A 23829-nucleotide genomic window follows, 5' to 3' on the forward strand; every position below is an offset into this window, starting at 1 on the left:
GGTTTCAACAGCGGATGAACGCGAGCATCCGTTGCAGCATTTCATCACACGCCTGCAGTTGGTCGAGGCTGACGAACTCATCGGGTTTGTGGCCTTGATCCATGCTGCCGGGCCCGCAGACCACCGTGGGAATGCCCACGGCATCAAACAGGCCGCCTTCCGTGCCGAACGCCACCGTGCCGAATTCCTTTGAAGCGCAGAACGCCGCAATCAGCTCAGCCGCTTGACTCTGCGCATCGGTGGCCAGCCCCGGATACGCCGACAGGGCGCTGAAACGGATATCACTTTGGTCACTCACCGCACGCATGCGCGGCAGCACTTCGCGTTCAGCGTAGGCTTTCAACGCCTCGGCGACGAGAACCGGATCCTGCGAGGGCAGGGCGCGGATTTCGAAGTCGAAGCGGCAGTCGGCGGGGACGATGTTCAGCGCCTTGCCGCCGCTGATGACCCCGGTCTGCACCGTGCTGTAGGGCGGGTCGAAACGACGGTCGTGATGTTCGGGCGCTTTCAGTTGCTGGCCGATGCGCCCCAGCTCGCCGATCAGTTCGGCGGCGTACTCGATGGCGTTGACCCCCAGTGGCGCGTAAGCGGAATGACACGGATGACCGTGCACGTCGCAGCGCATCGCCAGTTTGCCTTTATGGCCGAGCACCGGTTTCAGTTCGGTGGGTTCACCGATGATGCACAGCAGCGGTTTGACCGGGCGCAGCTCCAGTTCGGCGAGCAGCGAGCGCACACCGAGGCAGCCGACCTCTTCGTCGTAGGACAGCGCGATGTGCACCGGCATGCGCAGCGCCGTGGCGACCAGCGCTGGCACCAAGGCCAACACGCAGGCGATGTAGCCCTTCATGTCCGCCGTGCCGCGCCCGAACAGCTTGCCGTCGTGCTCGCTGAGCTGGAACGGAGGGACGGTCCACGGCTGGCCGTCGACCGGCACCACATCGGTGTGCCCGGACAGCACAATGCCCGGCTGATCGGCCGGGCCTATAGTTGCGAACAGATTGGCCTTGCTGCGCTCGTCGTTGTAGATCAGCGCGCACGGCACGTCGAATCCGGCGAGGTAATCACCCACGAACTCGATCAACTGCAAGTTGGACTCACGGCTGGTGGTGTCGAACCCCACCAGTGTCTTGAGTAGCTCGACGCTGTTCATCGATCATCACCGGCAACGCCATAGCCCGGCGCCTTGGCAGGGTCGAGGGCGCGGTCGATGTAATCCTGCAGCTGTGGCTGATAGGCGTCCCAGAGTTTTTGCAGTTGGCCGATCGGGTCTTCGTCCGCCCAGTCGACGCGCAAATTGACGATTGGCCAGGTTTGCTCGCCAACCACCACCACGGCTGCCGAATGCACCGGACCCGCTTCGCCACCCAGAGCTTGCGCGGCGTGCAACGCCTTGAGCAAGCGGTCGGCCAGTTGGCCTTCGCCGTCTTCAAAGGCACTGACCATCGCCTCGATCACCGAGCGTCCGGCGAGCATGTTACCGGCAGCCACGCATTGTTCGCCGCTGACCGCGTTGTGCACGCCGAGGGTTTGTGCGCCGCTGAAATGTGCGGTCTGGCCGAGGTGGTTGATCGCGGTGATCTGCCGGTACTGGCTGTAGCCGTTGCGGGTCAGGACTTTGTCCAGCGCGGCGTCGGGCGCCAGGCCCTGTTCCATCAGTGCGAGGACTTCCGGGCCGAGGGACGGCAGGGTGATGTTCTGGCTCGACACCGCACCGACACCCGGCAGCAGCCACGGGCAGCGCGCGCCGACGGCGATGCTGGAGGAACTGATGGCGACACCGAACTGGCCGGTTTCGGGGCAACGGGCTGCGATTGAAAAGGTCATGGTTTGACTCCGTTCCAGGAATTTGTTGTCCTTGCGGGCCTCTTCGCGAGCAAGCCCGCTCCCACAATTGGAATGCATTCCCCTGTAGGAGTGAGCCTGCTCGCGATAGCCGCGGCTCGGTCTGTCGACTTACTCGGGAATCACCGCCACCACATCAATTTCCATCAGCCACTGCGGTTGTCCCAGTGCCGACACCACCAACCCGGTGGAAATCGGGAACACGCCTTTGAGCCACTTGCCGACTTCCTGGTACACCGGTTCGCGGTAGCGCGGGTCAATCAGGTAGGTAGTGGTCTTGACGATGTGGCTCATGTCGCTGCCGGCCTCTTCCAGCAACTGCTTGACGTTGCGCATGGCCTGTTCGGCCTGTGCACGCGGATCACCGAGGCCCACCAGGTTGCCGTCGAAATCGGTACCGACCTGACCACGGACATACACGGTGTTGCCGGCGCGCACGGCCTGGCACAGGTCGTTGTCCAGGGTCTGGTTAGGGTAGGTGTCCTTGGTGTTGAACATACGGATGCGGGTGTGGGTTGGCTTGCTCATGTACAGCTCCAGACAAGGTGTTCAGCGGCGCACCGGGCACCGCTGCGAAAGAGGAAAATCAGGCGTCGACGGTGTCGGCGGCTTTCGTGTTGTTAGTCGAATGCAGGGCGGCTTCACGCTGCTCGGCATCCTTGTAGTCGAGGTATTTGCGCTGGGTGGCGATGTGGTCGGCCACGTGTTTGGCGTCGTGCCACACGCCCCAGATGAACGATGAGCCGCGCCGCGACTGCCATGGCAGCCCGAGGAAATACACCCCCGGCTCGCTGGACACACCGCGCTGGTGCGCCGGTTTGCCCTTGTCATCAAACGCTGCGACCTGCAGCCAGGAATAATCCACGGCGAATCCGGTGGCCCAAATGATCGAGGTGATACCGGCTTCGGCCAGATCCAGATCAAGCAGCGGATTTTTCACGCACTCGGGATCCGGATAGGTCTCGCGCGCTTCAGGTTCTTGCGGCAGGTCGAGGCCGTTGCGCTCGATGTAGGCATCGGCGGCATCCAGCAGGGCGAGGTAGTTGTCATCGCCGCGCTTGAGGTTGTCGACCAGGTCCTGCTTGAAGGTCACCACGCCGTTGTTGAACGACTCGGTAACGCCGACCAGCGTCATGCCGCGATGGGCCAGACCACGGAAGTCGATGGTGCGCCCGCCATGGGCACCGCTGACTGCGATGGTCACGTGTTCGCGACCGGGTTTCATCGCCGCCTGATCCCACTCGCCGAGCACCCCCAGCCACCAGCAGAAATCACGGTTGCGATAGGCACGCGGCGGACGGTCATGGGCGCCGACCGAGAGGTACACCTGCTTGCCGGAGCGCTGCAGTTCATCGGCGATCTGCACGCCTGACGATCCGGCACCGACCACCAGCACCGCGCCGTCGGGCAGTTGCTGCGGGTTGCGATAGTCTGCGGAGTGGATCTGCAGCAGGCGCGGGTCTTGCGGCGCGATCGGCGGAATCACCGGGCGCTGGAACGGACCGGTTGCCGCCACGACGCGACTGGCCTCGATCACCCCTTCGGAGGTCTCGACGGTGAAACCCGGACGGCCGACATGACGCACCACACTTTTGACTTCGACGCCGGTGCGGATCGGCGCATTGAATTTCTTCGCATAGGCTTCGAAGTAGTCCGCCACCCGTTCTTTATGGGCGAAGCCATCAGGGTCGACGTCATCGAATTCCAGTCCCGGAAAGCGGTCGTGCCACGCCGGACCGTTGGCAACCAACGAGTCCCAGCGCCCGGTGCGCCAGCGTTCGGCAATGCGGCTGCGCTCCAGCACCAAGTGCGGTACACCGAGTTTGCTCAGGTGTTCGCTCATTGCCACACCGGCCTGTCCGGCCCCCACGACGAGCGTGTCTGTTTTTATTATTTCAGTGGTCATTTCTACATCCTTCCTGGCAAGGCAAGTGGATTCGGATCGCTTCAGGCTTGTCCGTTTTGCTTGCGGTCAGACTAGGCAGGAGGGGGGTATCGGTAAAATATTATTAAGCTGGGATGTGAATACAAATTGCTGAAGCAGAAAGGACAAGCCCAGTAAAACCGCGGCTTGCAGGGCAGGGGGAGGGTTGTCCCGGACAGGAAAACCCGGGACAGACAGAGAAAATATCTACCGCAAGGGCGGCAAGCGCTCAGTTCAAGTGACTGGGCGCGATGCCCAACAGCCCGGTCAGCGTGTTCATGATCGCCTGCTGTCGCGCCCGATTGGCCTGGTGTTCGGCTTCGGCGGCGGCGACATTGGCGTCGCAATGCGGGCAGATCACCTCGTGCGGATAGATGTACTGCAGGCAGCTGCGACACAGGCTCAGTTGCGGGGCGATCCGGCCTTGCTCCGGCGATTGCTGGCCTTGATTGATCCACGCCAGTTTCACCACCTGGCCGCTGTCACTGACGCTGCTGACCTTCTCGCCGGTGTCGATGCGTTCGGTGATCAGGTCGAAACGCCCGACTGCAAATGACTTCTGCGCGGCTTCCTCGACCTTGACGATGCGCTCGCGCAGCCCGCGCTTTTGCAGTTCCAGCGTACGGTAATGGCAGTAGGGGTTGTTGCCGGGTTTGCCGAGCAGCGAATGCGAGGTCCAGGTGCAACCGCCGCGACAGACATCGTTGTAATAACAGCCGCGGCAGTAACCCCACATATCATCCACCGAGCGCAAACGGCCGAAATGCATGCCTTCGCTGTAATGCCAGATGTCGTGCAGGCTCATGTTGCGCACGTTGCCGCCGGAGAAACCGACGGTCGCCAGTGACGGGCAGCCCTTGACCGTGCCGTCGGCCTCCAGCGCCAGGACGGTCTGGCCGGCAGCGCAACCGGTCCAGTGCACACGTTCGTCACCGAAGCCGCGCCACAGGTGTTCATACGGGCCGTAATAACCGATGTTGTTGCCGACGTTCATCAGCAGGCCACGGTCGACGCCTTCGCGATACAGGCGCGCCAGCAACGGCATCACGTCCAGCAGTTGATAGGGTTGCAGCAGCAACTCCGGATGATCCACTGCGTTGCCCATGGCCACGGTGATCTGGATCTGCCAGTGGGTGGCGCCGAGTTCGATGATGGTGTCCATCAGCGCCGGCAAGTCCGGCAAGGTCGCCGCGCCGATCTGGGTGTTGACGCTCACCGCCAGCCCCGAGGCCTTGGCCCGGCGCAGGGTATCCACGGCCTTGTCGAACGAGCCGGGTACGTTGCGCACGGCGTCATGCAGCGGAGCGAGGCCGTCGAGGGAAATGCCCACGCCGTCGAGTCCGGCATCGACTGCCGCCTGCATCTTCGCCGGCGTCAGGTTGCGTCCGCCGGTCTGGATCGCGCAGTACATGCCGTGGTCGTGAATGGCCTTGATCAGTTGCGTCCAGTCCTTGCGCAGATAGGCTTCGCCGCCGATCAGGGTGATCTCGCGGGTGCCGAGCGCGGCCAGCGAATCGATGACGTCCAGGCATTCGCGGGTGTTGAGTTCGTCAGGCCGTCGATGCCCTGCGCGGGAGCCGCAATGCAGGCATTTCAAGTCGCAGGCCAGGGTGATCTCCCAGACCACGTGCACCGGCACGTAGCGTTTGAGATCGGTGTCGCTGAGGTAACGAGCGGGGCGCAGGTCTGACATGGGAAATCCTTGCGCACAGTCCTGTGCGCGCGACGAAGGGGTGGACCGCAGTTGAAAAAGCCCCGGGCGAGATCCGTTGCGATCCCGCCCGGGACCTGCCGGTTAGCGCGCTTCCAGTCGCGCGATTTCCGCTTTCAAATGCTCAAGGGCGCTGCGCAAGGCGCCCTCGTGCGCCACTTGCTGCTCGGCCTGTTGCACCACGGTTTTGAGCTGCGCCAGATCGCCACTGGTTTGCGCCTGTTGCACGGCCACGGCGTACAGCGGCTGCGGATGTGGCCCCGGATGCGGCTGCTCGTTGGGCGCCTGATGCACTGCAACGTGCTTCACTTCGTGCCACTGGCCCTGTTCTTCGTAGCGATAATCGACAAAGCCGCTGTCCCAGCCGCCGCCCAGAATGCCTTTGAGGTGGAACGTCTGGGCGATCTGGCTGGGCGGGCGGCTCGGGCCGCCGTCGAGGGTGAGGATGATGTGGTTCTCGACGTTGGCCGTCAGCTTGGTTTCGGAAAAACTGCCCCAGACCTGCGCCCGGTAATTGACCGTCGGCCAGGTGGCTTGAAACACACTGGCAATCCCGCTGACACGTTTGTGCGCGGTATCGACCAGCAGATCAAGGGTCAGGACTGGTGCGCCGGGCAGGGCATTGCTGATGCTGAGACGGGTGTGAAAAAGTCCAATCGACATGGTGCTACTCCCTAAAGTGAATGGCGGATCAAGTGGCCTGAATCAGCGGCTCTGCAGCCGGCTGACTTCTTTCTTCGCCGCTTCCAGTGCGCTCTGCAGTTGCGGTTGCTGGTCCAGTTGCTGCTGGGCGAGTTTGGCCAGATTCTTCATCTGCGCCAGGTCACCGCTGGCGATCGCGCTCTGAATCGGCGCGGCGTACAGCGGCAGGATCGGTGAGTGCGGGATGATCACCGGGCCCGGGTGGTACGGTGAAGGCAGCGATTCCTGCAGATGCGCCGGGGCGTTGTTGACCTCATGCCAGCGTTGACCATCGAAGTAGCGATAGTTGGCGACGCCTTCGCGCCAGTCGGTGCCGACCACCAGACGCACATTGAAGTTATTGATCGAGTTGGACCCCGGGCCGCCGTGATTGCCTTGGGCGGTAATCAGGATTTTGCTGGTCGCGGGTGACATCACGGTGAGGTAGGTGTATTCACCCCACACGTCGGAATGCACGTCGAGTGGCGGATTGGTTGCCTGGGTGATCGCGGCGGTGCCGTTGACGTACTTATTGGGCGTCGAGACCAGCAGGTGCAGTGCCAGCGACTGCGCACCGGGCGCCCCGGTACCAATGCGATAGCTCACCGGGAACAGGCCGACATTTTCAGTTGAACCGGACATGTTGATTGCCTCCATTGCAATGTGATTGATGGCTTCAGGACTTTTCGTGCCTGGAAACTTCCTTCGCCAGTTTTTCGTACGCGTCCTTCAGGTCTGGCGCTTCAGGCTTGCTGGTGTCGCGCTGTTGCAACAACGTCTTCATGTGCTGCACATCGCCTTGCTTGATCGCGCCTTGAATGGCGACGCCGTAAGGCGGGATGTTGGCTGTTGAGCGGGACATATCGAGGTTTCCTCATCCGTGCTGCAAAACCGCCCCTTGAGGACAAGGGGCGCCTTACCTGACAGGCAGGCAGCCTCAGCCTGCAAGAACACCGGCAAGCGCTGTTCTCGGCGTGCGAGCAACCTGATCCGTCGGGATCTGATCAAAGGGTGTTTTCAGTGCGCAAAGCGTCGGCGCAGACAGGCCGGCGCTGGCGCGCGAGTCCTCAGCCGAAGCCGCCAGGCTGAACTTGGGGCGCGTCGCGCGTGGCCTGCCGCAATGGCAGATGTGGAGAATTGACCAGTACGTTGTTCATCTTTCTGTCCTTGAGAGAACACAACGAAACGCAGGGATCAGTTGCGCACTCGGCTAGAGCGCAGGAGAACCGCAAGCACAAAAACCATCCCTGATTTCTTTTCCAGTGCCGCTACGGGCGAGCGTCTGTCTGACGTTCGCGGGTCGCTGGCATATCGCCAGCCACGCAACCCTAGATCCGATTTAGCGGCCCTGCCAGAGAAAACGCCGAACGGTCGTGCGCGGGAGATTGACGGGTAGCAGGGCGTATCCGCTCAAGACCTTCAAGCCTTTGAGCGGACACGGTTACTTGTATGAATGAGAGATGCGCACAGCGGATGGATTCATTGGCAATAAGCAATACATCCGTCGAGCATATTCGAGCAGCGCTATCCTGTGGTCGACGGACTAATTGCCGTCGGCAACCTTGCGTTCGATCGCATCGGTCTTACGCTTGAGCTCCTCGGCCTCCTGCTCCCTGGCACGGATCGAGGTTGGCGTAATCGCCTCGTCCACGGCTTTGGTGTCATCGTCGCTGTCTTGCAGATCGCGGCGAACCACATCGACCGGTTTGCCCGAGGCGTCGAGCGGTGGCGCGTCATGCGTGGTTGCAGGCTTGCTGTCGTCGGTGCTTTTCATTTTTCATACCTCCATTGACCTACAACGTTGGATACGACGACATGACGCGAGTTCGAGAAATTTCATCGGTGATCGGCGCGGTATTCGCTGCCGGTTTGCTGCTGGCCGCCGATGCGGCAGTCGCCGCCAGTTTCGACTGCGCCAAGGCCAAGGCGCCCGACGAAAAAGCGGTCTGTGCCAACCGCACGCTGAACGATCTGGACGTAACCATGGGCGAGCTGTTCAGCCTCGACAAACGCCTGCTGCCGATGGGCGGGCGGGACGCGCTGATCGGCGAGCAGCAGGCCTTCCTGAAAAGCCGCAAGGCCTGCGGCGCCAAGATCGGTTGTCTGACCGATCTGTATCAGAAACGGGTCGAGGCTCTGCGCAATATCATCGAAACGCGGGTGATGACGCAGGGGCCGTTTTGACCCGTTGCATGCCCGGGGAAACGGTCAGCTCAAGCGGTCAGAGCAGATTCCACGACACCCCGACATAAACCCCAAAACCCTCACCCGGCGTAGACCGCGCCGCATCCTGGCCCTTGTCGTCATACCCCGGAGTGACCGTCGCGGCGTAGTGCTTGTTGGTCAGGTTGCGCAGGTCCAGCCAGGTCTGCCAGTCGTTTTTCGGCGCGTTGTAGCCGACGGTGGCGCCGAACAGCGCGTAGGGATCGGCGTAGTAGCTGTTGGCGTAATCCACTGCGACCTTGGACACCAGTTGCGTGTTGACCGCTGCAAAGAAGCCTTGTGGCCAGTCGTGGCGCAGTTCGCCCTGGTAGTAGTGCATCGGCAGGCCGGGCAGGCGGTTGTCGCCGAAGCGCTGGTCGTCGCGGTAATGGAAGTCGCTGAAGGTGTAGGCCTGACGCAGACTCAATTTACGCCCGTCGGCGGCTGACCACAGGGTGCTTTGCAGGCTGGCTTCAACACCCTGATGCACGGTGGGGCTGGCGTTGAGTTCGTAGGGGGTGACGGCGTTGGCGTCCGGCAGCACCGAAAGCAATTCGTGGCGCACCTGCGCGTAGTACCACGCCAGATTCCACTGGCCGATTGCACTGTCGCCACGGCCGCCGAGTTCGAGGGTGGTGGCGGTCTGGTTTTGCAGTTTGATCGGGTCGCTCTGGGTGCCGGTCGCCGGACCGTTGCCGGCCGGGAAGCGGATGTTCGAACTGTAGATCAGCGACCACGGATGCGGCGCTTCGACTGAACGGCTGAGGTTGCCGAACAGTTGCAGGTCCGGCGTGAGCTGGTAACGCAGGCCCAGACGCGGCGCGTAATCCCAGTCGTTCAGGCTGGTCTTGCCACCGCTTTGCGGGTAGGTGACGGCGCTTTCGCGGCGGGTGTAAATGGCGGCGAGACCGGTGGTCAGCCACAGGTCGTCGGCGATTTCCAGGTCGTTGCCGACGTGCAGGACCGTGTCCGAACCCTGATAGGTGAAGTTGCGCATGCGGGTGCCCGGCGCGTAGCCGGCGGTGTTGCCGCTGGGAATGCGCACGAATTCGCTGGCTCCGTCGTTGGGCAGGTGTTTGGTCACGCGCAGGCCGACGGTGCTACGGCTTTCCATGCCGAAAATGGTGTCGCGGCGCTTGTAGTCGAAGGTGCCGCTGACGTCGGTGTAGGCCACCTTCAGACGGTTCGGGCCTTCGCGCAGGTCCATCGGGTAGTCGTGATAAACGAGGCCGGTCTGGATGCTCGAATCGTCGTCGATGTAGTAGGTGGTCTTGTTGCCGATGAAGGTGCTGCCCGGCTGCTTGCGGCTGTCATCGCGCGATACATAGGCCGGGTTGGCCGCGCGTGGATCGTGCTCGATCGAGTGTTTGGTCACGCGCCCGGCGAGGTCGTTGTCGGTCTGCCGGTAGCGGAAGTAGAAGCGGGTTTCCAGGTTCGGGTTGAAGCGATAGCCGAAGTTGGCAATCACCCCCTGGCTGTCGCTGGCGGTGTGATCCTGATAGCCGTCGGCGTTCGAATCGGTCAGCGACACGTAGTAATCGAAGTCGCCCAGCACCTGCCCGGAACTCACCTGACGCTGCTGATAGCCGTGGCTGCCGGTGGCATAACGCACCTGCAGTTTCGGTGCGTCGTAGCCGGTGTGGCTGACGTAATCGATGGCACCGCCCAGCGCCAGTGCGCCACGATCGAAGCCGTTGGCGCCGCGCAGCACCTCCACATGGTCGAGCCACAGCGGCTCGAGCAGTTCGTAAGGCGTGCCGCCGGGGCCGGTCAGCGGCAGGCCGTCGAGCAGGGTGTACAGTCCGGAGGCGTGGGCGCCCGGGGCACGGTTGATCCCCGAGCCACGGATCGAAACCTTCACCCCTTCGTTGCCCGCCGACTGCGCGTAGACCCCCGGCTGATACGCCAGCACGTCCTGATTGCTCGCCACCCGACCCTGCAGCGGCTGGCGCATGTCGACCACATTGGTGCCGCCGGGTACCTGCGCAAGGCGTGCTTCGGCCTCGGCCATGGAGGCATCGGCGCCGCTTTGCTCTTCAGCCGAAATCAGCACCTGGTCCAACTCCATGCGCTTGGGTTCCTCGGCCATGGCCGGGCAGGCGAGGGCCAGGCCCAGCAGGGCAGTGGGCAGGGATTTGGGCGCGGGCATCGAGGAAACTCCAGACAGGAACGGGCAATGAACAGTGCGACGCAACAAGGAACGATGGAAACACATGGCAATTTTGCTTTTTTGCCCGGGAGCGGGGCGAGAGAAGCGGTGGGGAGACTCGGATGACGGCACTCAGGGCCGTTAACGCAGACGACTGGCGGCTTTCGATGGCGGCCAGTCGCCCGGGGGTGCCTGCGCGTCAGTCGATGCGCAGGCAAGGATCAGGCAATTTTCAACGCCTGGAGAATGCCCAGTGATGTCTCGGCAAATGCCTGGGCCTGTTCGGTCAGTTCGGCAAGGTTCTCTTGGGCCGTGAGCAGCGGCTGGTCACCTTTGAGCAGCACTTCGCCCTGATCACCGATGACGCTCCACGCCAGCTGTGCCCAGTCGCTCGGGTCGCTCATGCCTTGCTTGAGCGCAATCAGGAACAACTGCTGGAAAGGGCTTGACCTTGCCTGCGACAAGCGGAAAAACACCTCGGCGGCTCTTACGATTGCAACGGCACGTACACGTCCGTTTGCCATTGCTCCTGCGGCGTCTGCGGATACACGCTCAAGTAATGGAAAAACAGTGGATGATCGCGCAACTCCTCGCCGCTGGTGGGCAGCCAGTCGCGGTAGATCGGGTAGATCGTTTCGCCGATGTGATCGGGTGAACCCACGTGCCGCACCACCACACAGCGACCGCCGGGAATGACGATTTCCTTTACGCCGAACGTATTCGGCGCCACGGCTTCGTCAATCTCACCGCAAATGGCGAAGCGAAAATCCTCCGCCGGGGTAGTGTCAGGGTTGTTGTAGGGAATGCCGAAGGTGCGACTCGACGCCACGGGCGACTGCCCGCTGTGCATGCGCCACTGGATGAACTGGCTGACGCTTTGTTGAACCTCTCCCGGCGCGCCGCAGTGCTCAAGCGCAGCGACCCGTACGGTTGGGAAATCGATGATTCTGGTGTGCATGATGACGCTCCTGGAAAAGTGAGGGATGGCGAACACCGCATTCCAGGTCTGCCAGTTCGGCTGCTTCCTGAAGGCACTCGGCGTCATGCCGAAGTCGCGCCGGAACGCTCGGCTGAAGGCTTCCGGACTCTCGAAACCGGCGTCAGACGCGACGTCCAGTATCGAGTGTTCCGGTTGCGCGGCCAGCCGATGCGCTGCCCGGCGCAACCGCATCAGTTGCACGTAGCGCGACACCGGCACGCCGACGAAGGCGCTGAATTGCCGATGGAAGTGAAACACCGAAAAATTCGCCACCTGACTCAACGTGCTCACTGACAAGTCGCCTTCGAGATGGGCCTCGATGTAAGCGAGCACGGCATTGAAGCGTCGGGTGTAGGCGAAGTCGGTCGGCAGCTCGGACACTGGGTGAAAACTCCTGAGAAGTGCGGTCTGCAATAGCTTCGACGATTTCAGGTTGGGGGCGCCTAGCCGCAGTTGCTCAAAGCGTGCTGCAAAGGGTCAGGAGGTGTGCTGTTGGCGGACGACTTTCAATTCTTCTTTTCAGGTGGGAGCGCAGCCTCAATGAAAAACTTTGTTGCTTTGCCGAGGGCGAACATTGATCTGTCGAACTCATACATCTGATCTGCTCGATTGTCGCGAGGTACGACGCGGATCAGGCGCTGAACCCATTCGACATACCGCTCAACTTCCTCCGTCTTCACGCTGTCCTGCTTGTGTCGCTTGTCACTGAGATCCTGGTCGATCAGATACCTGAATGCTCGCAAACTGTGTTGGTCGGCTATCGGTTGAGATTCAGGTTGGGACAAGTGACGTCCAAACTGCTTGAAAACAGGTGCTTGGGTCTTTGGCGAAGGTATAGACACGCCATTACTCTCGACAATACCGGCAGCGATATGGCCGATTTTTCCTAGATCGTTCTGTTTCCATAGTGTTGCGACCATCAGACGTTCGAGAGGTGTTGTTGCGCACGCCAACAAATCATTTCTATCCATTCCAGCATAACCAGCCAGTGCCTCGAGATCTTCAGGCAGGAATTCCATTTTCAGCCGAGGATAGGTTTTTACTTCCAGATGGAATTTCTTTGCCAGGTCATCCTTGGAGACAAAACTGCCAAAGGGGCTGAGGCCTTTGGTTATTTCGTCGAGCCGCTTGTAGAGGCGAACCAGCGCGTTGCGAAGATTTTGCTGGTCTTTCGGGCAGTCTATTGAGGTTAATGAAAGCATCTTCCTTGAGTCTCATGAAATTGGATGTGCGAAAGCAAACGGGTGCAGGCAGATCGACGTCATTGCCTTGTTCGTTCGGCCACCGGCCAGTCTTTACCCGCATAGTGTGTCGGTGATGACGGGCGGTGACATGAGTTTGACGCATCGACACATTTAACGCCCGTGCGCCGCGTCCGCCAGTTGCCCGGCATCGACCCGCACAAACACCGAATCGCCAATCGCCGTCAGCACATCACCGGCGTACACCTCGCAGATCACCCGAGTCTTGCGCCCGACCTCGCCCTCGACCTTGGCGCGCAAGGTCAGCGGCACGCCCATCGGTGTGGGTTTGATGAATTTGATGCCGAGGTTGCCGGTCACGCAGTCGATGCGCGGCAGGCTGCCGGGTGCACGCTGTTCCTGGCGGTAGTGGTAAGCCATCGCTGTCCAGTTGGAATGGCAGTCGACCAGCATCGCCAGCAAACCGCCGTACACCAGATCCGGCCAGCCACTGTACTTGTCGTCCGGCAGGTGTTCGGCCATGACGTGCACGCCGTCCTCGTGCCAGGAACTTTTGACGTGTAACCCGTGAGGGTTGCGGCCGCCGCAGCCGTAGCAGACGCCTTCTGGGGCGGCGAGGTCTTGCAGGGGAGTTTCGAAACGAGGCATGTGTCTGGTCATCCTGAAGTGGTGAGCCCGGTCAGCGCTTCGTCGGGCGATTCGGCGCGGATCATTTCGCTCAAGGCCACCAGCAAGCGGTCGCCGGCGGTGTGGTCGTTCTGGTCGTTGACCCGTTTGAAATTGTCGATATCGATCAGCAGCAGGGCGCCGGGGTGCGTCGGGGAGGCGTCCTGCAGCAGACGCCGGGCGCGAACTTCGAGGGCGCGGCGGTTGTAGAGGGCGGCCAACGGATCACGGGCGGCCAGCCGGGCGTTCGCGGTCACGACTGCGGCGCGAGCCAGGTGTCGACGACCCGCCGATCCAGTTCTTCCCAGTAGGCCATGCCCAATACCCGCGTGGTGTTCAGCCCGCGCAGATAGCCGCGCAACTGATTGGCGGTGTCGCGCTTGAGCTGTGCATTGGTGATGTCATTGTCGAGCAACACGCTTTCGTACTGCACCAGATATTCGGCCACCCGCTCGCGAAAGTCGGGCAAGACCGCGTCGCGGATCAGGTCAAAGGTTCTCAATTGGGCTTCCTCACTGTTGTTTTAGGCATTGTGGATGAGTGTGTACCTGTCTTTATCGTGCGCAACTATCGCTAGAAGTAATAGTGACCATCACGAAACGCAAGTTCAGCTTTGTTGGCAATAGGCGGAAAATTGCCTTCATTGAACACGCAGCTCAAGGAAATTGCGCGATGAAGACACTGACCCGACTGGCGCTGATCGCCCTGCTGATGGGCGGCGTTGTGGCCACGGCACCGTCTTACGCAGACGACGCCTGTGCGTGTCATCTTCAACCGATCGCCGGCAGCGTCGCGACGTTGCAGCATTCGCAGAGCGTGGGTGTGTTGTACAGCGAAAACACCCGGGAAAACCTGCAGTACCTGACGCGTTATCACGACATGGCGCTGCACGGTGCCAAGGATGCGCTGGACTCGCAGATCCGCGCAGCCTTTGTACGTAGCTCCGATCCGGAGCTGGCCATCGACTGGTTGCTCAGCTCGTTGCAGCGCCAGTTCATGTCGGTGACCGTTTACGACGACCTCGATGCGCTGATTCAGGCGCACCCGGACATCGTGGTGAAACTCGACACCTTCAACCGCTTGCTGACCCAGCAGAACAGCCTGTTCGAAGCGCACTTCATTGCGCGTTTCTACGACGCCGACCTGCAGTACATCGGCAAGGCCGAAGGCTCCGTCGAAAAGCAGATCCCGTCGGTCTGGGTACACGACAAGGCAGCGCATGAGATTGCCGCGCAGATCGAGAAACAACGTGACCTGCAACTCAATGCCTTGAAGCAGTTCGATGCCTCGCTCAAGGCGCTGGTGGCTTCAAGCTGAACACTCAAAACATAAAGGGCAGCGGCGGCGCCGTGACGCTGAACCACTGCCAGTTGAACCGAACCTTTATTTTCAGGACTACACCGATGCGTTGTTTATTTGCCCCGACCCTGGCCGTTGCCGCGTTGCTGCTCGCCGGTTGCGCCTCCGCGCCGAACGACCCGACGCTGACCTTGCAGACCAGCAAGACCCCGGCGCAGTACGCCGATTGTGTGGTGCCGAAGCTGCAGCTCAGTGCGCTGAACCCGACTGTCTCGCAGACCCAGCGCAGCTACCGGATCGTGGTGCCGAGCAAGGTCTCCGCCGACAACGTGCTGGAAGCCTACAAGGCCGGCAGCGGCGGCAAAGTGTTCATCTACGAGCGCCATTTGCTGGCCTCCAACTTTCTGCCATCAAGCTTTGAACGCGCCGCCCAGGATTGCATCTGACCCACGCTTGTGACCCAGGCTGCGAACTGTTTTAACCGAGCTCCTTTGGTTGGCCGCAACCAACCAATCCTTTGCCCCGCACCTCATTCGGTTGCGGGGCTTTTTTTGCCTGTATTTCTGTCTCAGGCGACGTCGATCACCACCTTGCCAAGCGCCGTGCCCTGTTGCACCGCGTCGTGCGCCTGTCGCGCCTGGCTGAGGCTGAAGCGTTCGGCATGCATCAACGGCTTGACCTTGCCTTCTTCGATCAATCGCGTGGCGTAGCCGAGAATTTCCGCGTGGTGCTTGCGCCCGACGCCGGTGAGCAGCGGCAGCAACACGAAAATCCCCGACAGCGTCGCACTGCGCAGCGAACCGGTGGCCAAATTGTGGGTGCCGAACGCCGCGCAACTGCTGACGTGACCGTAGAGCCGGATCGCCGCGAACGAATCATCCAGGCTCTTGCCGCCGACGGTGTCGTAGATCACGTCGAAACCCTCGCCATCGGTGAACTGGCTCACGTACTGCTCGACCGGCACGCTTTTATAGTCGATGGCGGTGGCGCCATAGCCTTCGACAATCGCGCGCTTGCCCGGCGACACCGTGGCGAACACATCAGCGCCCAGGGCCACGGCAATTTGCACCGCCATGTGCCCGACACCGCCCGCGCCGCCATGCACCAGCACCTTCTGACCGGTATGGACGTGCGCGCGGTCGACCAGACCTTCCCACGCCGTCAGGAACACCAGCGGCACTGCCGCCGCCTCACGAAACCCGAGATTCTTCGGCTTGAGCGCCACCAGATCAGCATCCACCGCCAGGTACTCGGCCAGCGACCCCGGCAAACCGCGTACACCACCGACCAAGCCGAACACTTCGTCGCCCACCGACAGATGGCTGACGTTGGCGCCAACGGCTTCAATCACGCCGGCCATGTCAGTTCCGAGAATCGCTGGCAGCTCCGGCATCGCGTACGGCGCATTGCCGGTGCGGATTTTATAGTCGATGGGGTTCACGCCACTGGCGACGATGCGTACCAGCACCTCATTGGCTTGCGGTACCGGGCGTTCGATCTGTGCTTCGCGAAAGGAGTTGTCGGCGTAGTCATCAAGGATCAACGCGCGAATGGTGGATTGGCTCATTACAACGCCTCGCTGTCATTTCAGGGAAAGGGGCCATGGTGAAACCTGCTGCCAGGTTTGTCGACCGGATACGCTTCGCTGTTACCCAGCGTAGTCGGCCCGTTGCGCAGCGCTATTGGAATATGGTTGTATCGCACAACTAATTTTCAGAGGTGGTCGGTCATGACGATTGCCCCAGCCTTGATTGAAGACATTCGCACGGCGTCGCGCACCATGGTGCGGGAACTGGGCTTCATGCGCGCCACGCTGGCAGCGACCGACTACTCCGCCTCGGGTGTCCACGCGTTGCTGGAAATCGAGGCAGGGGACGGTGTGAGCGCTGCGCAGTTGGCGCAAAGCCTGGGGCTGGAAAAGTCCAGTGTCAGCCGCATGGTCGGCAAACTGATCAAGGCCGGCGAGATCGAGGAACGTGCCGCCGCGGACGCTCGCGTCAAGCGCTTGCAGCTGACGCCGCGAGGCCGGCAGACCGCCGCCGCTATCCACGCCTTTGGGCAGGCGCAGGTCAGCAAGGCGTTGCAGGCGCTCAATCCCTCGCAGCAACAGAGCGTGGCGCAAGGCCTCACGACCTACGCCCACGCCCTCAAGACCATTCGCCTGGGCAGCGATCAAATACTCACACCGAACCTGCCCATCAGCACCGGCTACCGTCCGGGCCTGATTGGCCGCGTGGCGCAAATGCATGCCGATTACTACTCGCGGCATGCCGGTTTCGGCGCGGTCTTCGAAAGCCGTGTCGCCGGTGGCGTGGCAGAGTTTGTCGGGCGCCTTGATCAGCCGTGCAACCAGATTTGGGTGGCGACCCTCAACGAGCGCATCGTCGGTTCGATCGCGATCGACGGGCAGGACCTCGGCAACCAGCAAGCGCATTTGCGTTGGTTCATCCTCGACGATGGCTGTCGCGGAAGCGGTGTCGGCCGGCAACTGCTGAACGCGGCCGTAGCGTTTTGTGATCAGCAGGGCTTTGACTCCATTGCGCTCTGGACTTTCAAGGGCCTCGACGCCGCGCGCCGACTGTATGAAGCGTCCGGCTTCGAGCTAACCAGGGAAGAGCAGGGCAGCCAGTGGGGCACGCTTGTCACGGAACAGCAGTTCACTCGCAACCGGACGCGTCCGGCCGATTTACCCTGAAGGCTGATTCAGCGCCACCACGTAAGCGCTGAACATGTCCGCCAGCTCGTCGGCGAATGCGGTGATTTCCAGATCGGCGCGAGGGCTGGCGGAAAAATCCTTGCCCACCGAACTGAGCGTGGTCAGGATCAGCTCGCACGCCGCCGTGCGAGTTGGCTCACTGGCATTTGGCAGCAATTGCAGCATGAATGCGGTGAAAATCTGCCGTCCTGCCGCGCGTACTTCGTGCGCCTCGGGGGCGTCGCGATACAGCGGCGCGGCATCGTTCAGCGCACCACGCATCTGCGCCTCTTCGCACTCCGAACGGATGAACGCCTGCACCAAGGTGCGCAGGCGCACCAGTGGCGGTTGTTCGCGGTTTTGCAGAATGCGTTGCAGCATCTGCGTGGTGTGCAGCCATTCATCACTCTGCAAACGGAACAGAATCGCCGCTTTGTTGGGGAAGTACTGATACAGCGAACCGATGCTTACGCCAGCCTTTTCCGCGACCCGTGCGGTGGTAAATCGGGTGGCGCCATGCTCGGTCAAAACCTGAACAGCCGCCTGCAGAATCGCCGCGACCAGATCAGTCGAGCGTGCCTGCTGCGGCTGTTTGCGCGAGGAAATACGGGCGGTTTGGCGATTGTTCATGGGCGGCTCGGGCCTCGGGGAAAACGCGAATAGCGGATCGGGTGAATCACTCGCATCATTTAAATGCGACGAATTACTCGCATCTTAATCGCCCATTGACGGAAAGCAATCATGACAACCCTGACTTCTGAGCCATTGGCCAGCCTGATCGAACGCCTATACAGCCAAGCCAGCGCCGCCACCAGCCCGCTGCTGGAAACGGTGTCTGGCGCGGAACGTGAACGCCTGATGCACAGCAAGACCGAGTACCTGAAACTCTATGCAATGCTCAAGGACCTGTGGCTGCCAGTCTCCCGCGACACCGGCAAGCTGTTGTACATGCTGGCGCGCAATGCCAGGGCCAAGGCGATTGTCGAGTTCGGTACCTCGTTCGGCTTGTCCACTCTGCACCTGGCGGCCGCGCTGCGTGACAACGGTGGCGGCGTGCTGATCGGCAGTGAATTCGAACCGGCAAAAATCGCCCTGGCGCGTCATCACTTCATCGAGGGCGGCGTCAGTGATCTGGTGCAGATCCGCGAAGGCGATGCACTCGTGACGCTCGCCAGCGACCTGCCGCCGTCAGTCGACCTGCTCCTGCTCGATGGCGCCAAGGCGTTGTATGGCGAGGTGTTGCACCTGGTGGAAAAACACCTGAAACCGGGCGCATTGGTGGTGGCGGATAACACCAACTATTGCCCGGATTATCTGGCTTACGTGCGTGCGCCGCAGAACGGTTACCTGTCGGTGCCGTTTGCCGATGACATCGAGCTGTCGATGCGACTGGGCTGAGATTTGGTTCTGCGCGGTAGAGAACCGCTACAAACGCATGCCCATTTCAACGGCGCGGGGTTCAAATCCGAACTCCGCATACATCCGCGCGGCGCGCGTATTGAATGGCCAGACAGTCAAACGCAGATCCTGGGCATCCTGTTCGATCGCCCAGTTTTTCACGAGATCCATCAGCCCGCGCCCTATGCCTTTGCCCGAAAACTGTTCGGCGACACACACCGAGCCGATGCGCACAACATTCTGCGGCTGCATCAACGGCCCTGAACTTGCGGACAGGCTGGCAGTGATGAACGCCACTGCTTGATCGCCGGCGCTGGCGATGAAAACAACATGTCCCGGCTTCTCAAAGAGACCTGACCAGTGAGGGCGATCGCGAGAAAACAGCTCGGTGGCAGGTGCATAGATATCGGGACGGGCAGCGTGGTGCACCTCGTTGAGCAATTGGCCCAACGCACACATGCTCAAGGCGTCATCGACCGTCGCGATTCGGTAAGTGATGGTTTCGTCCATGGGGTGCACCGCTCCTTGATTGCAGGGAAGTTTCTCAGGTTGGTGGTCTTTGTCTCAGGGTTGGGGGGATATTCCAACGGCGGGCCAAGCACAAAGTGGACGCTCGATCCGCAGTCGCTCAACAGGTGTTTCAGCGACCTTGCAGATGCTGAATTGTGCACACAAGACAGTCCGCGCATCGGCATGTTAAGTTTCAAAGAAATCAAGCAGTTGAATAGAAAGAGATCGATCGATATGTTGACCCTGCTTAAGGGAGAGAACAAAGGCTTGCAGGTCAAACCTCGCTGGCCGTCCTCTGAAGTGTTAATCGAAAACAATGTATTCGATAAGCTGATGGAGGCCCAGTCAAGGCTTCCTCCGACAATCCAGCTATTACTCGTCCGTGGATATGAAAGTAAAAGCAGTCATCTTGGTGCTTTCAGGGATCTATCAAGATGGCTGGGCATCAAGTTGTTTTGTGCCTGTTACCCAGGTCGTAAAGATGAAATAAACGAAATATTTGGCTCTAATGGGCATGATGTGGATGGGACCCATGTCGATATTTCAATCATCTTGAACGGGAAGAGACTGCGCTTTCTACCGCTGGGGGTTTTTACCTCACCAAGTCTTCAACACAAGAGGGCGGCGGAACACCTCTCTGTTGTTGAAAACGTCAAAAGTGTCTTGGAACAGTGCGGTTTCGTGATCCATAAAAACCCAACAGAAAGCATGCAGATTCATTGCGACTTCAAAGGGTGAACAGCCGATGAAATGATGGAGCCATATCTGTCTGCAGCAAAAATGTATATGGCGGACAAAGCACCCGCTGCGCCCTAAACCAGTTGCTCGACCAGGTACCGACTCGGTACTTCCCCCAACAACTGCTTGAACACGGTCGCAAATGCACTTGAGCTGCTATACCCCAACGTCATGGCGACCTCGGTGACCGACTGACCCTTGCCCAGCAGGACAACTGCAGCGAGCAGACAGGCCTGTTGTCGCCACTCGATATAGCTGATCCCGGTGTGCAATCGAAAATGTCGGGTAAAGGTACGCCGGCTCATTCCTGCACGTTGGGCCATGTCGTCGATACTCACTTCCAGCGAAGGCTGACTCAGAAACTTGCGACACACCAACGCCAGACGTGGCTCCGCCGGTAGCGGCGCATTGAGCGACAGCGCGGGCATCGCGGCAATCTCGTGCAACAGCAAACTCATCAAATGACCGTCACGTCCCTGGCTTGCATAGCGCGCAGGTACATCAATGGCTTTCAACAGCAACTGCCGCAACAATGGCGACACGTCGAGCACCTGACATTGCTCCGGTAGCGCAAGTCGTTGCGCCGCCTGTTTGCGGATATAGGTGTTGTGCAGGGTGACCGGGCCACGCATTTGCATGGAGTGGGGGAGTTGCGCGGGGACCCAGATACCGCGTTGGGGCGGAACCACCCAGTTGCCGTCATCGGTGAACACGGTGATCACCCCACTGGCGGCATACGCGAACTGGCCACGCTGATGATCGTGCAGCGGGAACAGCGTGCCGTCCGCGTAATCAACGGTGGTCACGACGGCATCGCGTGGCGTGTTCTGGTAAGGATGGCGGGTAATTTCTTGCATGGCCCGATTCTAATGAAAATTGGCCTGTGACTGAAAGCAGGCCAGCGCAATTGCTTGCATATTGCTCCCCGTACGAGCATTTCCGCTCGGCGTCGGGAACGATTGACCATGCAAAAGAAGCACCTTGTACTCGCTATTCTGGTAACAGCGGTCTGGGGATTGAATTTCCCCGTGACCAAGCTCGGCCTGGCGGGTATCGATCCACTGTTGCTGACAGCATTGCGTTTCACGCTGGCTTCGCTGCCTTGGGTATTTTTCGTGGAGCGCCCACGGGTGGCCTTTCGGTGGCTGGCGGCTTACGGGCTGATCTTTGGCGTAGCGATGTGGGCGTTGATCAATCAGGGAATCGCATGGGGAGTGCCGCCCGGCACGGCATCGCTACTGATCCAGTGCAGCGCATTTTTCACCTTGGGTTGGGGGGTGATTTTTTTTGGCGAGCATCTGGGGCGCGCACAATGGCTTGGCGCGCTGTTGGCATTCGCAGGGTTGCAGGGCATCGTACTGTGCAGTCCCGGTGATGCATCGAGGGCAGGGTTGGTCCTCGTCGTCATCAGCGCGATGGCCTGGAGTGTTGGCAACGTCATCATCAAAGTGTCGCAGGTGCGTGAGATCTTCGCATTCGTGGTGTGGGCCAGCCTGTTTCCGCCCATCCCGCTGATGCTGTTGACGTGGCTGTTGCATGGCTCGGCGCCGTTCAGCGCGCTGCCTTCTCAGCTCAATGCGCTGACCCTGAGTTCTATCGCGTTTCAGGTCTACGCCGCGACACATTTCAGTTATTGGGGCTGGAACCTGCTGTTGCGTGAATACCCGATCTCGCGTGTGGCACCGTTGTCGCTGTTGATTCCGGTGTTCGGCATCTTCAGTTCGATGGTCATCCTCGGCCAATACCCAGGCCCTGCGCAGTGGGGGTTGATCTTGTTGCTGCTGGTGGCGATCACTTTGGGTTCGGGGCACTGGCAGGCTGTATGGTTACGCCGTCGTGCGCGAATCATCTGATCCCCTGGATATCAGAGCAATCATCACTCCGGTGCCGTGTCCGTCGCGTTCATCTTCTGGATCACCAGTCCGATGAACGCCGACACGGCAAGCGGCAATTGCCGACGGCTCGGGTACAGCACGTTCAGGCCAAAGTTTTCAGGTCGGTATTGGGGCAGCACTGGCACCAGCGTACCGGCCTCGACTTCAAGTGCGGCCATCACCGGTGGGAGCAGGGCGATGCCGAGGCCGGCCAGCGCGGCTTTGCGCAGCGCCTGGGCAGTATTGCCGCTGAAGCGCCCGGCCACTTGTACGTCTTCTGCGCCGTGGGGACCGACCAACCGCCAGACGGCGTGGCCGCCTGGCTGCGCGGAGACCACGCAATCGTGGCTGGCCAGATCCTGCAAGGTCCGCGGTGCACCACGCGCGGCAATGTAGGCGGGGCTGGCGACCATCCCGACATTGCCCGGGTCGACGATCTGCCGGCCGACATAGCCTGAGTCGCGCAAGGGGCCACCACGAAAGGCGACGTCGATCTGCTCGGTGATCAGGTCGGCCTTCGTATCACTGAGCACAAAGTCCAGGCGCACTCGCGGGTGCGCGGCGAGAAATTCGCTGACCCATTCCATCTGGAAAAAATCGAAGAAATCCGCAGGCGCCGCTACCCGCACCAGGCCACTGGGCTCGTTGCTGCCTGACATCAATTCCTGTCCCGCCTCGAGCAAGCCGTCCACCGCGCTGACGCAACGCTCATGAAAGTCCTGACCGGCGCTGGTGAGGGTGAGTTTGCGGGTAGAGCGTTGCAGCAGCCGCGTGCCGAGTTGTTCCTCAAGCTGCTGGATGCGCCGACTCACGGTGTTGGACGGCATGCCCCGGCGCCGCGCCGCCTCGGCAAAGCTGCCGCTGCGGACCACCTGCACAAACATGGCGATGTCATTGAGGTCGAGCATGGCGAAGATTCCTGATGCTGATGGACGAGTGCAATCCAATTATATCGGCTAATAAAGTAATCGATCTGGCTCTATTGTTGCGCTATCGGGCCGAGAGGCTCCCACTTTCCGTGAGCAATCATCATGATCCCTGCGCAATCACTGCACACCGCTGCACCTCCTGACACTGCACACGACTCCGTCTCTCACCGCGCCATCAGCTATCGCACCACCGGCAGCGGGCACGGTGCGATCGTCCGGCTGATGAGCCCCGGTGATCTGGGACACCGGGTCAAGCCATTCGTGTTCCTTGATCTGTTTGAAGGCGAGAGTTCGTTCATCAACGGCATGCCCATGCACCCGCACTCGGGCATTGCCACCATCACCCTGATCACCGAAGGCAATTTGCGTTTCGAGGATGCCGGGTCGGGCAAGGGCATGATCGATTACGGCGGTGTCGAATGGATGCGCGCGGGCGGTGGCGTCTGGCACGGCAAGGAAATGTCAGTCGGCACGTCGAAGCGGATTCAGGGGTTTCAGCTGTGGATTGCCCTGCCGCCAGAGCTGGAGAACGCCAGTGTCGACAGCCAATACCTGGAGTCGAGTGCGATGCCCGAAGCGGGGCCGGCACGGGTGATTCTGGGCTCTTACCAGGGGGTGCAAAGTCCGGTTCGCGCGCCCGCTGGCATGAATTACTTGCTGGTCACGCTGCGAGCCGGCGAGTCCTGGCGTTACGTCCCGCCGCGGGGGCATGAGTCGTTGTGGTTGAGCGTCAGTCGCGGCGCACTTTGTGCCCCGAACGTGGTGATGGCGGGCGAAATGGTGGTCTTCGAACCTGGTAGCCAGGCGGTCACCCTGCAGGCGATGCAACAGGATGCAGTGTTCGTGATTGGCTCGGCGCAGCCTCATCCCTACGAGTTGGCGCTGGGAAATTACTCGGTACACACCAACCGCCAGGCGCTGCGCGCAGGGGAAGCAAATATTGCCGAGATTGGTGCTCGATTGCGCGAGTACCTGAAGCAGCCCCAGCAATCGACCTCTGTGCCGGTTTTCAAATGAACAGCACCGT

28 protein-coding genes and 1 pseudogene are annotated in these 23829 nt (G+C 60.8%); 8 read left to right on the top strand and 21 right to left on the bottom strand.

Annotation, left to right across the window (positions count from 1 at the left end):
- Positions 1-4 precede the first annotated feature (4 nt).
- The 9 genes from argE to QMK55_RS24845 all read right to left on the bottom strand — a co-directional run bounded on the left by argE (position 5) and on the right by QMK55_RS24845 (position 7935).
- On the bottom strand, positions 5-1153 hold the full coding sequence (argE, locus tag QMK55_RS24805) for an acetylornithine deacetylase (RefSeq protein ID WP_320330154.1): 1149 nt from the start codon (positions 1151-1153) through the stop codon (positions 5-7).
- Entirely contained in the window at positions 1150-1827 is a 678-nt protein-coding gene (locus QMK55_RS24810; RefSeq protein WP_102357262.1) for a DUF1028 domain-containing protein, read from the bottom strand. Before QMK55_RS24810 ends, argE begins: the two co-directional genes overlap by 4 nt.
- Positions 1828-1956: 129 nt before the next feature.
- Complete coding sequence (locus tag QMK55_RS24815) at positions 1957-2373, bottom strand: RidA family protein (RefSeq protein WP_003225869.1); 417 nt, start codon at positions 2371-2373, stop codon at positions 1957-1959.
- Between the two features lie 58 nt (positions 2374-2431).
- The gene (locus QMK55_RS24820; protein WP_320330155.1) at positions 2432-3751 is read right to left on the bottom strand and encodes an NAD(P)/FAD-dependent oxidoreductase; all 1320 of its coding nucleotides are present in this window, start codon (positions 3749-3751) and stop codon (positions 2432-2434) included.
- A 247-nt stretch (positions 3752-3998) separates the two neighbouring features.
- On the bottom strand, positions 3999-5462 hold the full coding sequence (locus tag QMK55_RS24825) for a GDL motif peptide-associated radical SAM/SPASM maturase (protein WP_320330156.1): 1464 nt from the start codon (positions 5460-5462) through the stop codon (positions 3999-4001).
- 102 nt (positions 5463-5564) lie between these two features.
- Complete coding sequence (locus tag QMK55_RS24830; protein WP_320330157.1) at positions 5565-6143, bottom strand: DUF1842 domain-containing protein; 579 nt, start codon at positions 6141-6143, stop codon at positions 5565-5567.
- Positions 6144-6185: 42 nt separating this feature from the next.
- Positions 6186-6803 carry a DUF1842 domain-containing protein gene (locus tag QMK55_RS24835; protein WP_320330158.1) on the bottom strand — a complete coding sequence of 206 codons (618 nt, stop codon included), beginning with the start codon at positions 6801-6803 and terminating at the stop codon, positions 6186-6188.
- A gap of 34 nt (positions 6804-6837) precedes the next feature.
- Entirely contained in the window at positions 6838-7023 is a 186-nt protein-coding gene (locus QMK55_RS24840; RefSeq protein ID WP_102357252.1) for a DUF1843 domain-containing protein, read from the bottom strand.
- Positions 7024-7704: 681 nt separating this feature from the next.
- Positions 7705-7935: a hypothetical protein gene (locus QMK55_RS24845; RefSeq protein ID WP_320330159.1), complete on the bottom strand. Its 231-nt coding sequence runs from the start codon at positions 7933-7935 to the stop codon at positions 7705-7707.
- Positions 7936-7976: 41 nt separating this feature from the next.
- Here QMK55_RS24845 and QMK55_RS24850 point away from each other — a divergent pair, with 41 nt between their 5' ends.
- Positions 7977-8345: a hypothetical protein gene (locus QMK55_RS24850; protein ID WP_320330160.1), complete on the top strand. Its 369-nt coding sequence runs from the start codon at positions 7977-7979 to the stop codon at positions 8343-8345.
- A gap of 37 nt (positions 8346-8382) precedes the next feature.
- On the opposite strand, the gene QMK55_RS24855 is transcribed toward QMK55_RS24850, so the two are convergent.
- The 7 genes and pseudogenes from QMK55_RS24855 to QMK55_RS24885 form a co-directional block, all read right to left on the bottom strand.
- A complete protein-coding gene (locus QMK55_RS24855; RefSeq protein WP_320330161.1) occupies positions 8383-10512 on the bottom strand; it encodes a TonB-dependent receptor family protein in 2130 nt (709 codons plus the stop codon).
- A gap of 221 nt (positions 10513-10733) precedes the next feature.
- Positions 10734-11036 (bottom strand): hypothetical protein, encoded by a 303-nt coding sequence (locus QMK55_RS24860; protein ID WP_320330162.1) that lies wholly within the window; start codon positions 11034-11036, stop codon positions 10734-10736.
- Positions 11000-11863 (bottom strand): AraC family transcriptional regulator, encoded by an 864-nt coding sequence (locus QMK55_RS24865; protein WP_371859074.1) that lies wholly within the window; start codon positions 11861-11863, stop codon positions 11000-11002. Before QMK55_RS24865 ends, QMK55_RS24860 begins: the two co-directional genes overlap by 37 nt.
- A gap of 134 nt (positions 11864-11997) precedes the next feature.
- Positions 11998-12693 (bottom strand): hypothetical protein, encoded by a 696-nt coding sequence (locus QMK55_RS24870; RefSeq protein WP_102357245.1) that lies wholly within the window; start codon positions 12691-12693, stop codon positions 11998-12000.
- 153 nt (positions 12694-12846) lie between these two features.
- Positions 12847-13341 carry a PaaI family thioesterase gene (locus QMK55_RS24875; RefSeq protein WP_102357243.1) on the bottom strand — a complete coding sequence of 165 codons (495 nt, stop codon included), beginning with the start codon at positions 13339-13341 and terminating at the stop codon, positions 12847-12849.
- Between the two features lie 32 nt (positions 13342-13373).
- A pseudogene (locus tag QMK55_RS24880) lies at positions 13374-13604 on the bottom strand (diguanylate cyclase); the annotation flags it as partial.
- An 8-nt stretch (positions 13605-13612) separates the two neighbouring features.
- Entirely contained in the window at positions 13613-13861 is a 249-nt protein-coding gene (locus QMK55_RS24885) for a hypothetical protein (RefSeq protein ID WP_102357241.1), read from the bottom strand.
- A 170-nt stretch (positions 13862-14031) separates the two neighbouring features.
- Between QMK55_RS24885 and QMK55_RS24890 the strand changes: the two genes are divergently transcribed.
- Together QMK55_RS24890 and QMK55_RS24895 are read left to right on the top strand one after the other, a co-directional pair.
- On the top strand, positions 14032-14676 hold the full coding sequence (locus QMK55_RS24890) for an ATPase (protein WP_102357240.1): 645 nt from the start codon (positions 14032-14034) through the stop codon (positions 14674-14676).
- Between the two features lie 86 nt (positions 14677-14762).
- Positions 14763-15104 (top strand): hypothetical protein, encoded by a 342-nt coding sequence (locus QMK55_RS24895; RefSeq protein ID WP_320330163.1) that lies wholly within the window; start codon positions 14763-14765, stop codon positions 15102-15104.
- Between the two features lie 122 nt (positions 15105-15226).
- On the opposite strand, the gene QMK55_RS24900 is transcribed toward QMK55_RS24895, so the two are convergent.
- Positions 15227-16225 carry a zinc-dependent alcohol dehydrogenase family protein gene (locus QMK55_RS24900; protein WP_320330164.1) on the bottom strand — a complete coding sequence of 333 codons (999 nt, stop codon included), beginning with the start codon at positions 16223-16225 and terminating at the stop codon, positions 15227-15229.
- A 162-nt stretch (positions 16226-16387) separates the two neighbouring features.
- Between QMK55_RS24900 and QMK55_RS24905 the strand changes: the two genes are divergently transcribed.
- Positions 16388-17353 carry a helix-turn-helix domain-containing GNAT family N-acetyltransferase gene (locus tag QMK55_RS24905; protein WP_320330165.1) on the top strand — a complete coding sequence of 322 codons (966 nt, stop codon included), beginning with the start codon at positions 16388-16390 and terminating at the stop codon, positions 17351-17353.
- Here QMK55_RS24905 and QMK55_RS24910 read toward each other — a convergent pair.
- Positions 17345-17983, bottom strand: a complete 639-nt coding sequence (locus QMK55_RS24910; protein ID WP_320330166.1) for a TetR family transcriptional regulator — start codon at positions 17981-17983, stop codon at positions 17345-17347. The two genes, QMK55_RS24905 and QMK55_RS24910, sit on opposite strands and share 9 nt — an antisense overlap.
- Before the next feature lie 111 nt (positions 17984-18094).
- Between QMK55_RS24910 and QMK55_RS24915 the strand changes: the two genes are divergently transcribed.
- The gene (locus tag QMK55_RS24915) at positions 18095-18751 is read left to right on the top strand and encodes an O-methyltransferase (protein WP_102357232.1); all 657 of its coding nucleotides are present in this window, start codon (positions 18095-18097) and stop codon (positions 18749-18751) included.
- Between the two features lie 27 nt (positions 18752-18778).
- Here QMK55_RS24915 and QMK55_RS24920 read toward each other — a convergent pair whose 3' ends face one another.
- Entirely contained in the window at positions 18779-19261 is a 483-nt protein-coding gene (locus QMK55_RS24920; RefSeq protein WP_102357230.1) for a GNAT family N-acetyltransferase, read from the bottom strand.
- Positions 19262-19264: 3 nt separating this feature from the next.
- Between QMK55_RS24920 and QMK55_RS24925 the strand changes: the two genes are divergently transcribed.
- The gene (locus QMK55_RS24925) at positions 19265-19999 is read left to right on the top strand and encodes a hypothetical protein (protein WP_256588193.1); all 735 of its coding nucleotides are present in this window, start codon (positions 19265-19267) and stop codon (positions 19997-19999) included.
- A gap of 74 nt (positions 20000-20073) precedes the next feature.
- Here QMK55_RS24925 and QMK55_RS24930 read toward each other — a convergent pair whose 3' ends face one another.
- Positions 20074-20856 (bottom strand): AraC family transcriptional regulator, encoded by a 783-nt coding sequence (locus tag QMK55_RS24930; RefSeq protein ID WP_102357229.1) that lies wholly within the window; start codon positions 20854-20856, stop codon positions 20074-20076.
- Positions 20857-20964: 108 nt separating this feature from the next.
- On the opposite strand from QMK55_RS24930, the gene QMK55_RS24935 reads away from it, so the two are divergent.
- Positions 20965-21852 carry an EamA family transporter gene (locus tag QMK55_RS24935; protein WP_102357227.1) on the top strand — a complete coding sequence of 296 codons (888 nt, stop codon included), beginning with the start codon at positions 20965-20967 and terminating at the stop codon, positions 21850-21852.
- 23 nt (positions 21853-21875) lie between these two features.
- On the opposite strand, the gene QMK55_RS24940 is transcribed toward QMK55_RS24935, so the two are convergent.
- Positions 21876-22781, bottom strand: a complete 906-nt coding sequence (locus QMK55_RS24940) for a LysR family transcriptional regulator (protein ID WP_320330167.1) — start codon at positions 22779-22781, stop codon at positions 21876-21878.
- A gap of 123 nt (positions 22782-22904) precedes the next feature.
- Here QMK55_RS24940 and QMK55_RS24945 point away from each other — a divergent pair, with 123 nt between their 5' ends.
- Positions 22905-23819 carry a pirin family protein gene (locus tag QMK55_RS24945; protein WP_320330168.1) on the top strand — a complete coding sequence of 305 codons (915 nt, stop codon included), beginning with the start codon at positions 22905-22907 and terminating at the stop codon, positions 23817-23819.
- The last annotated feature ends 10 nt before the right edge of the window (positions 23820-23829 follow it).

The sequence above is a fragment of the Pseudomonas sp. P8_229 genome (assembly GCF_034008635.1).
Classification (GTDB): Bacteria; Pseudomonadota; Gammaproteobacteria; order Pseudomonadales; family Pseudomonadaceae; genus Aquipseudomonas.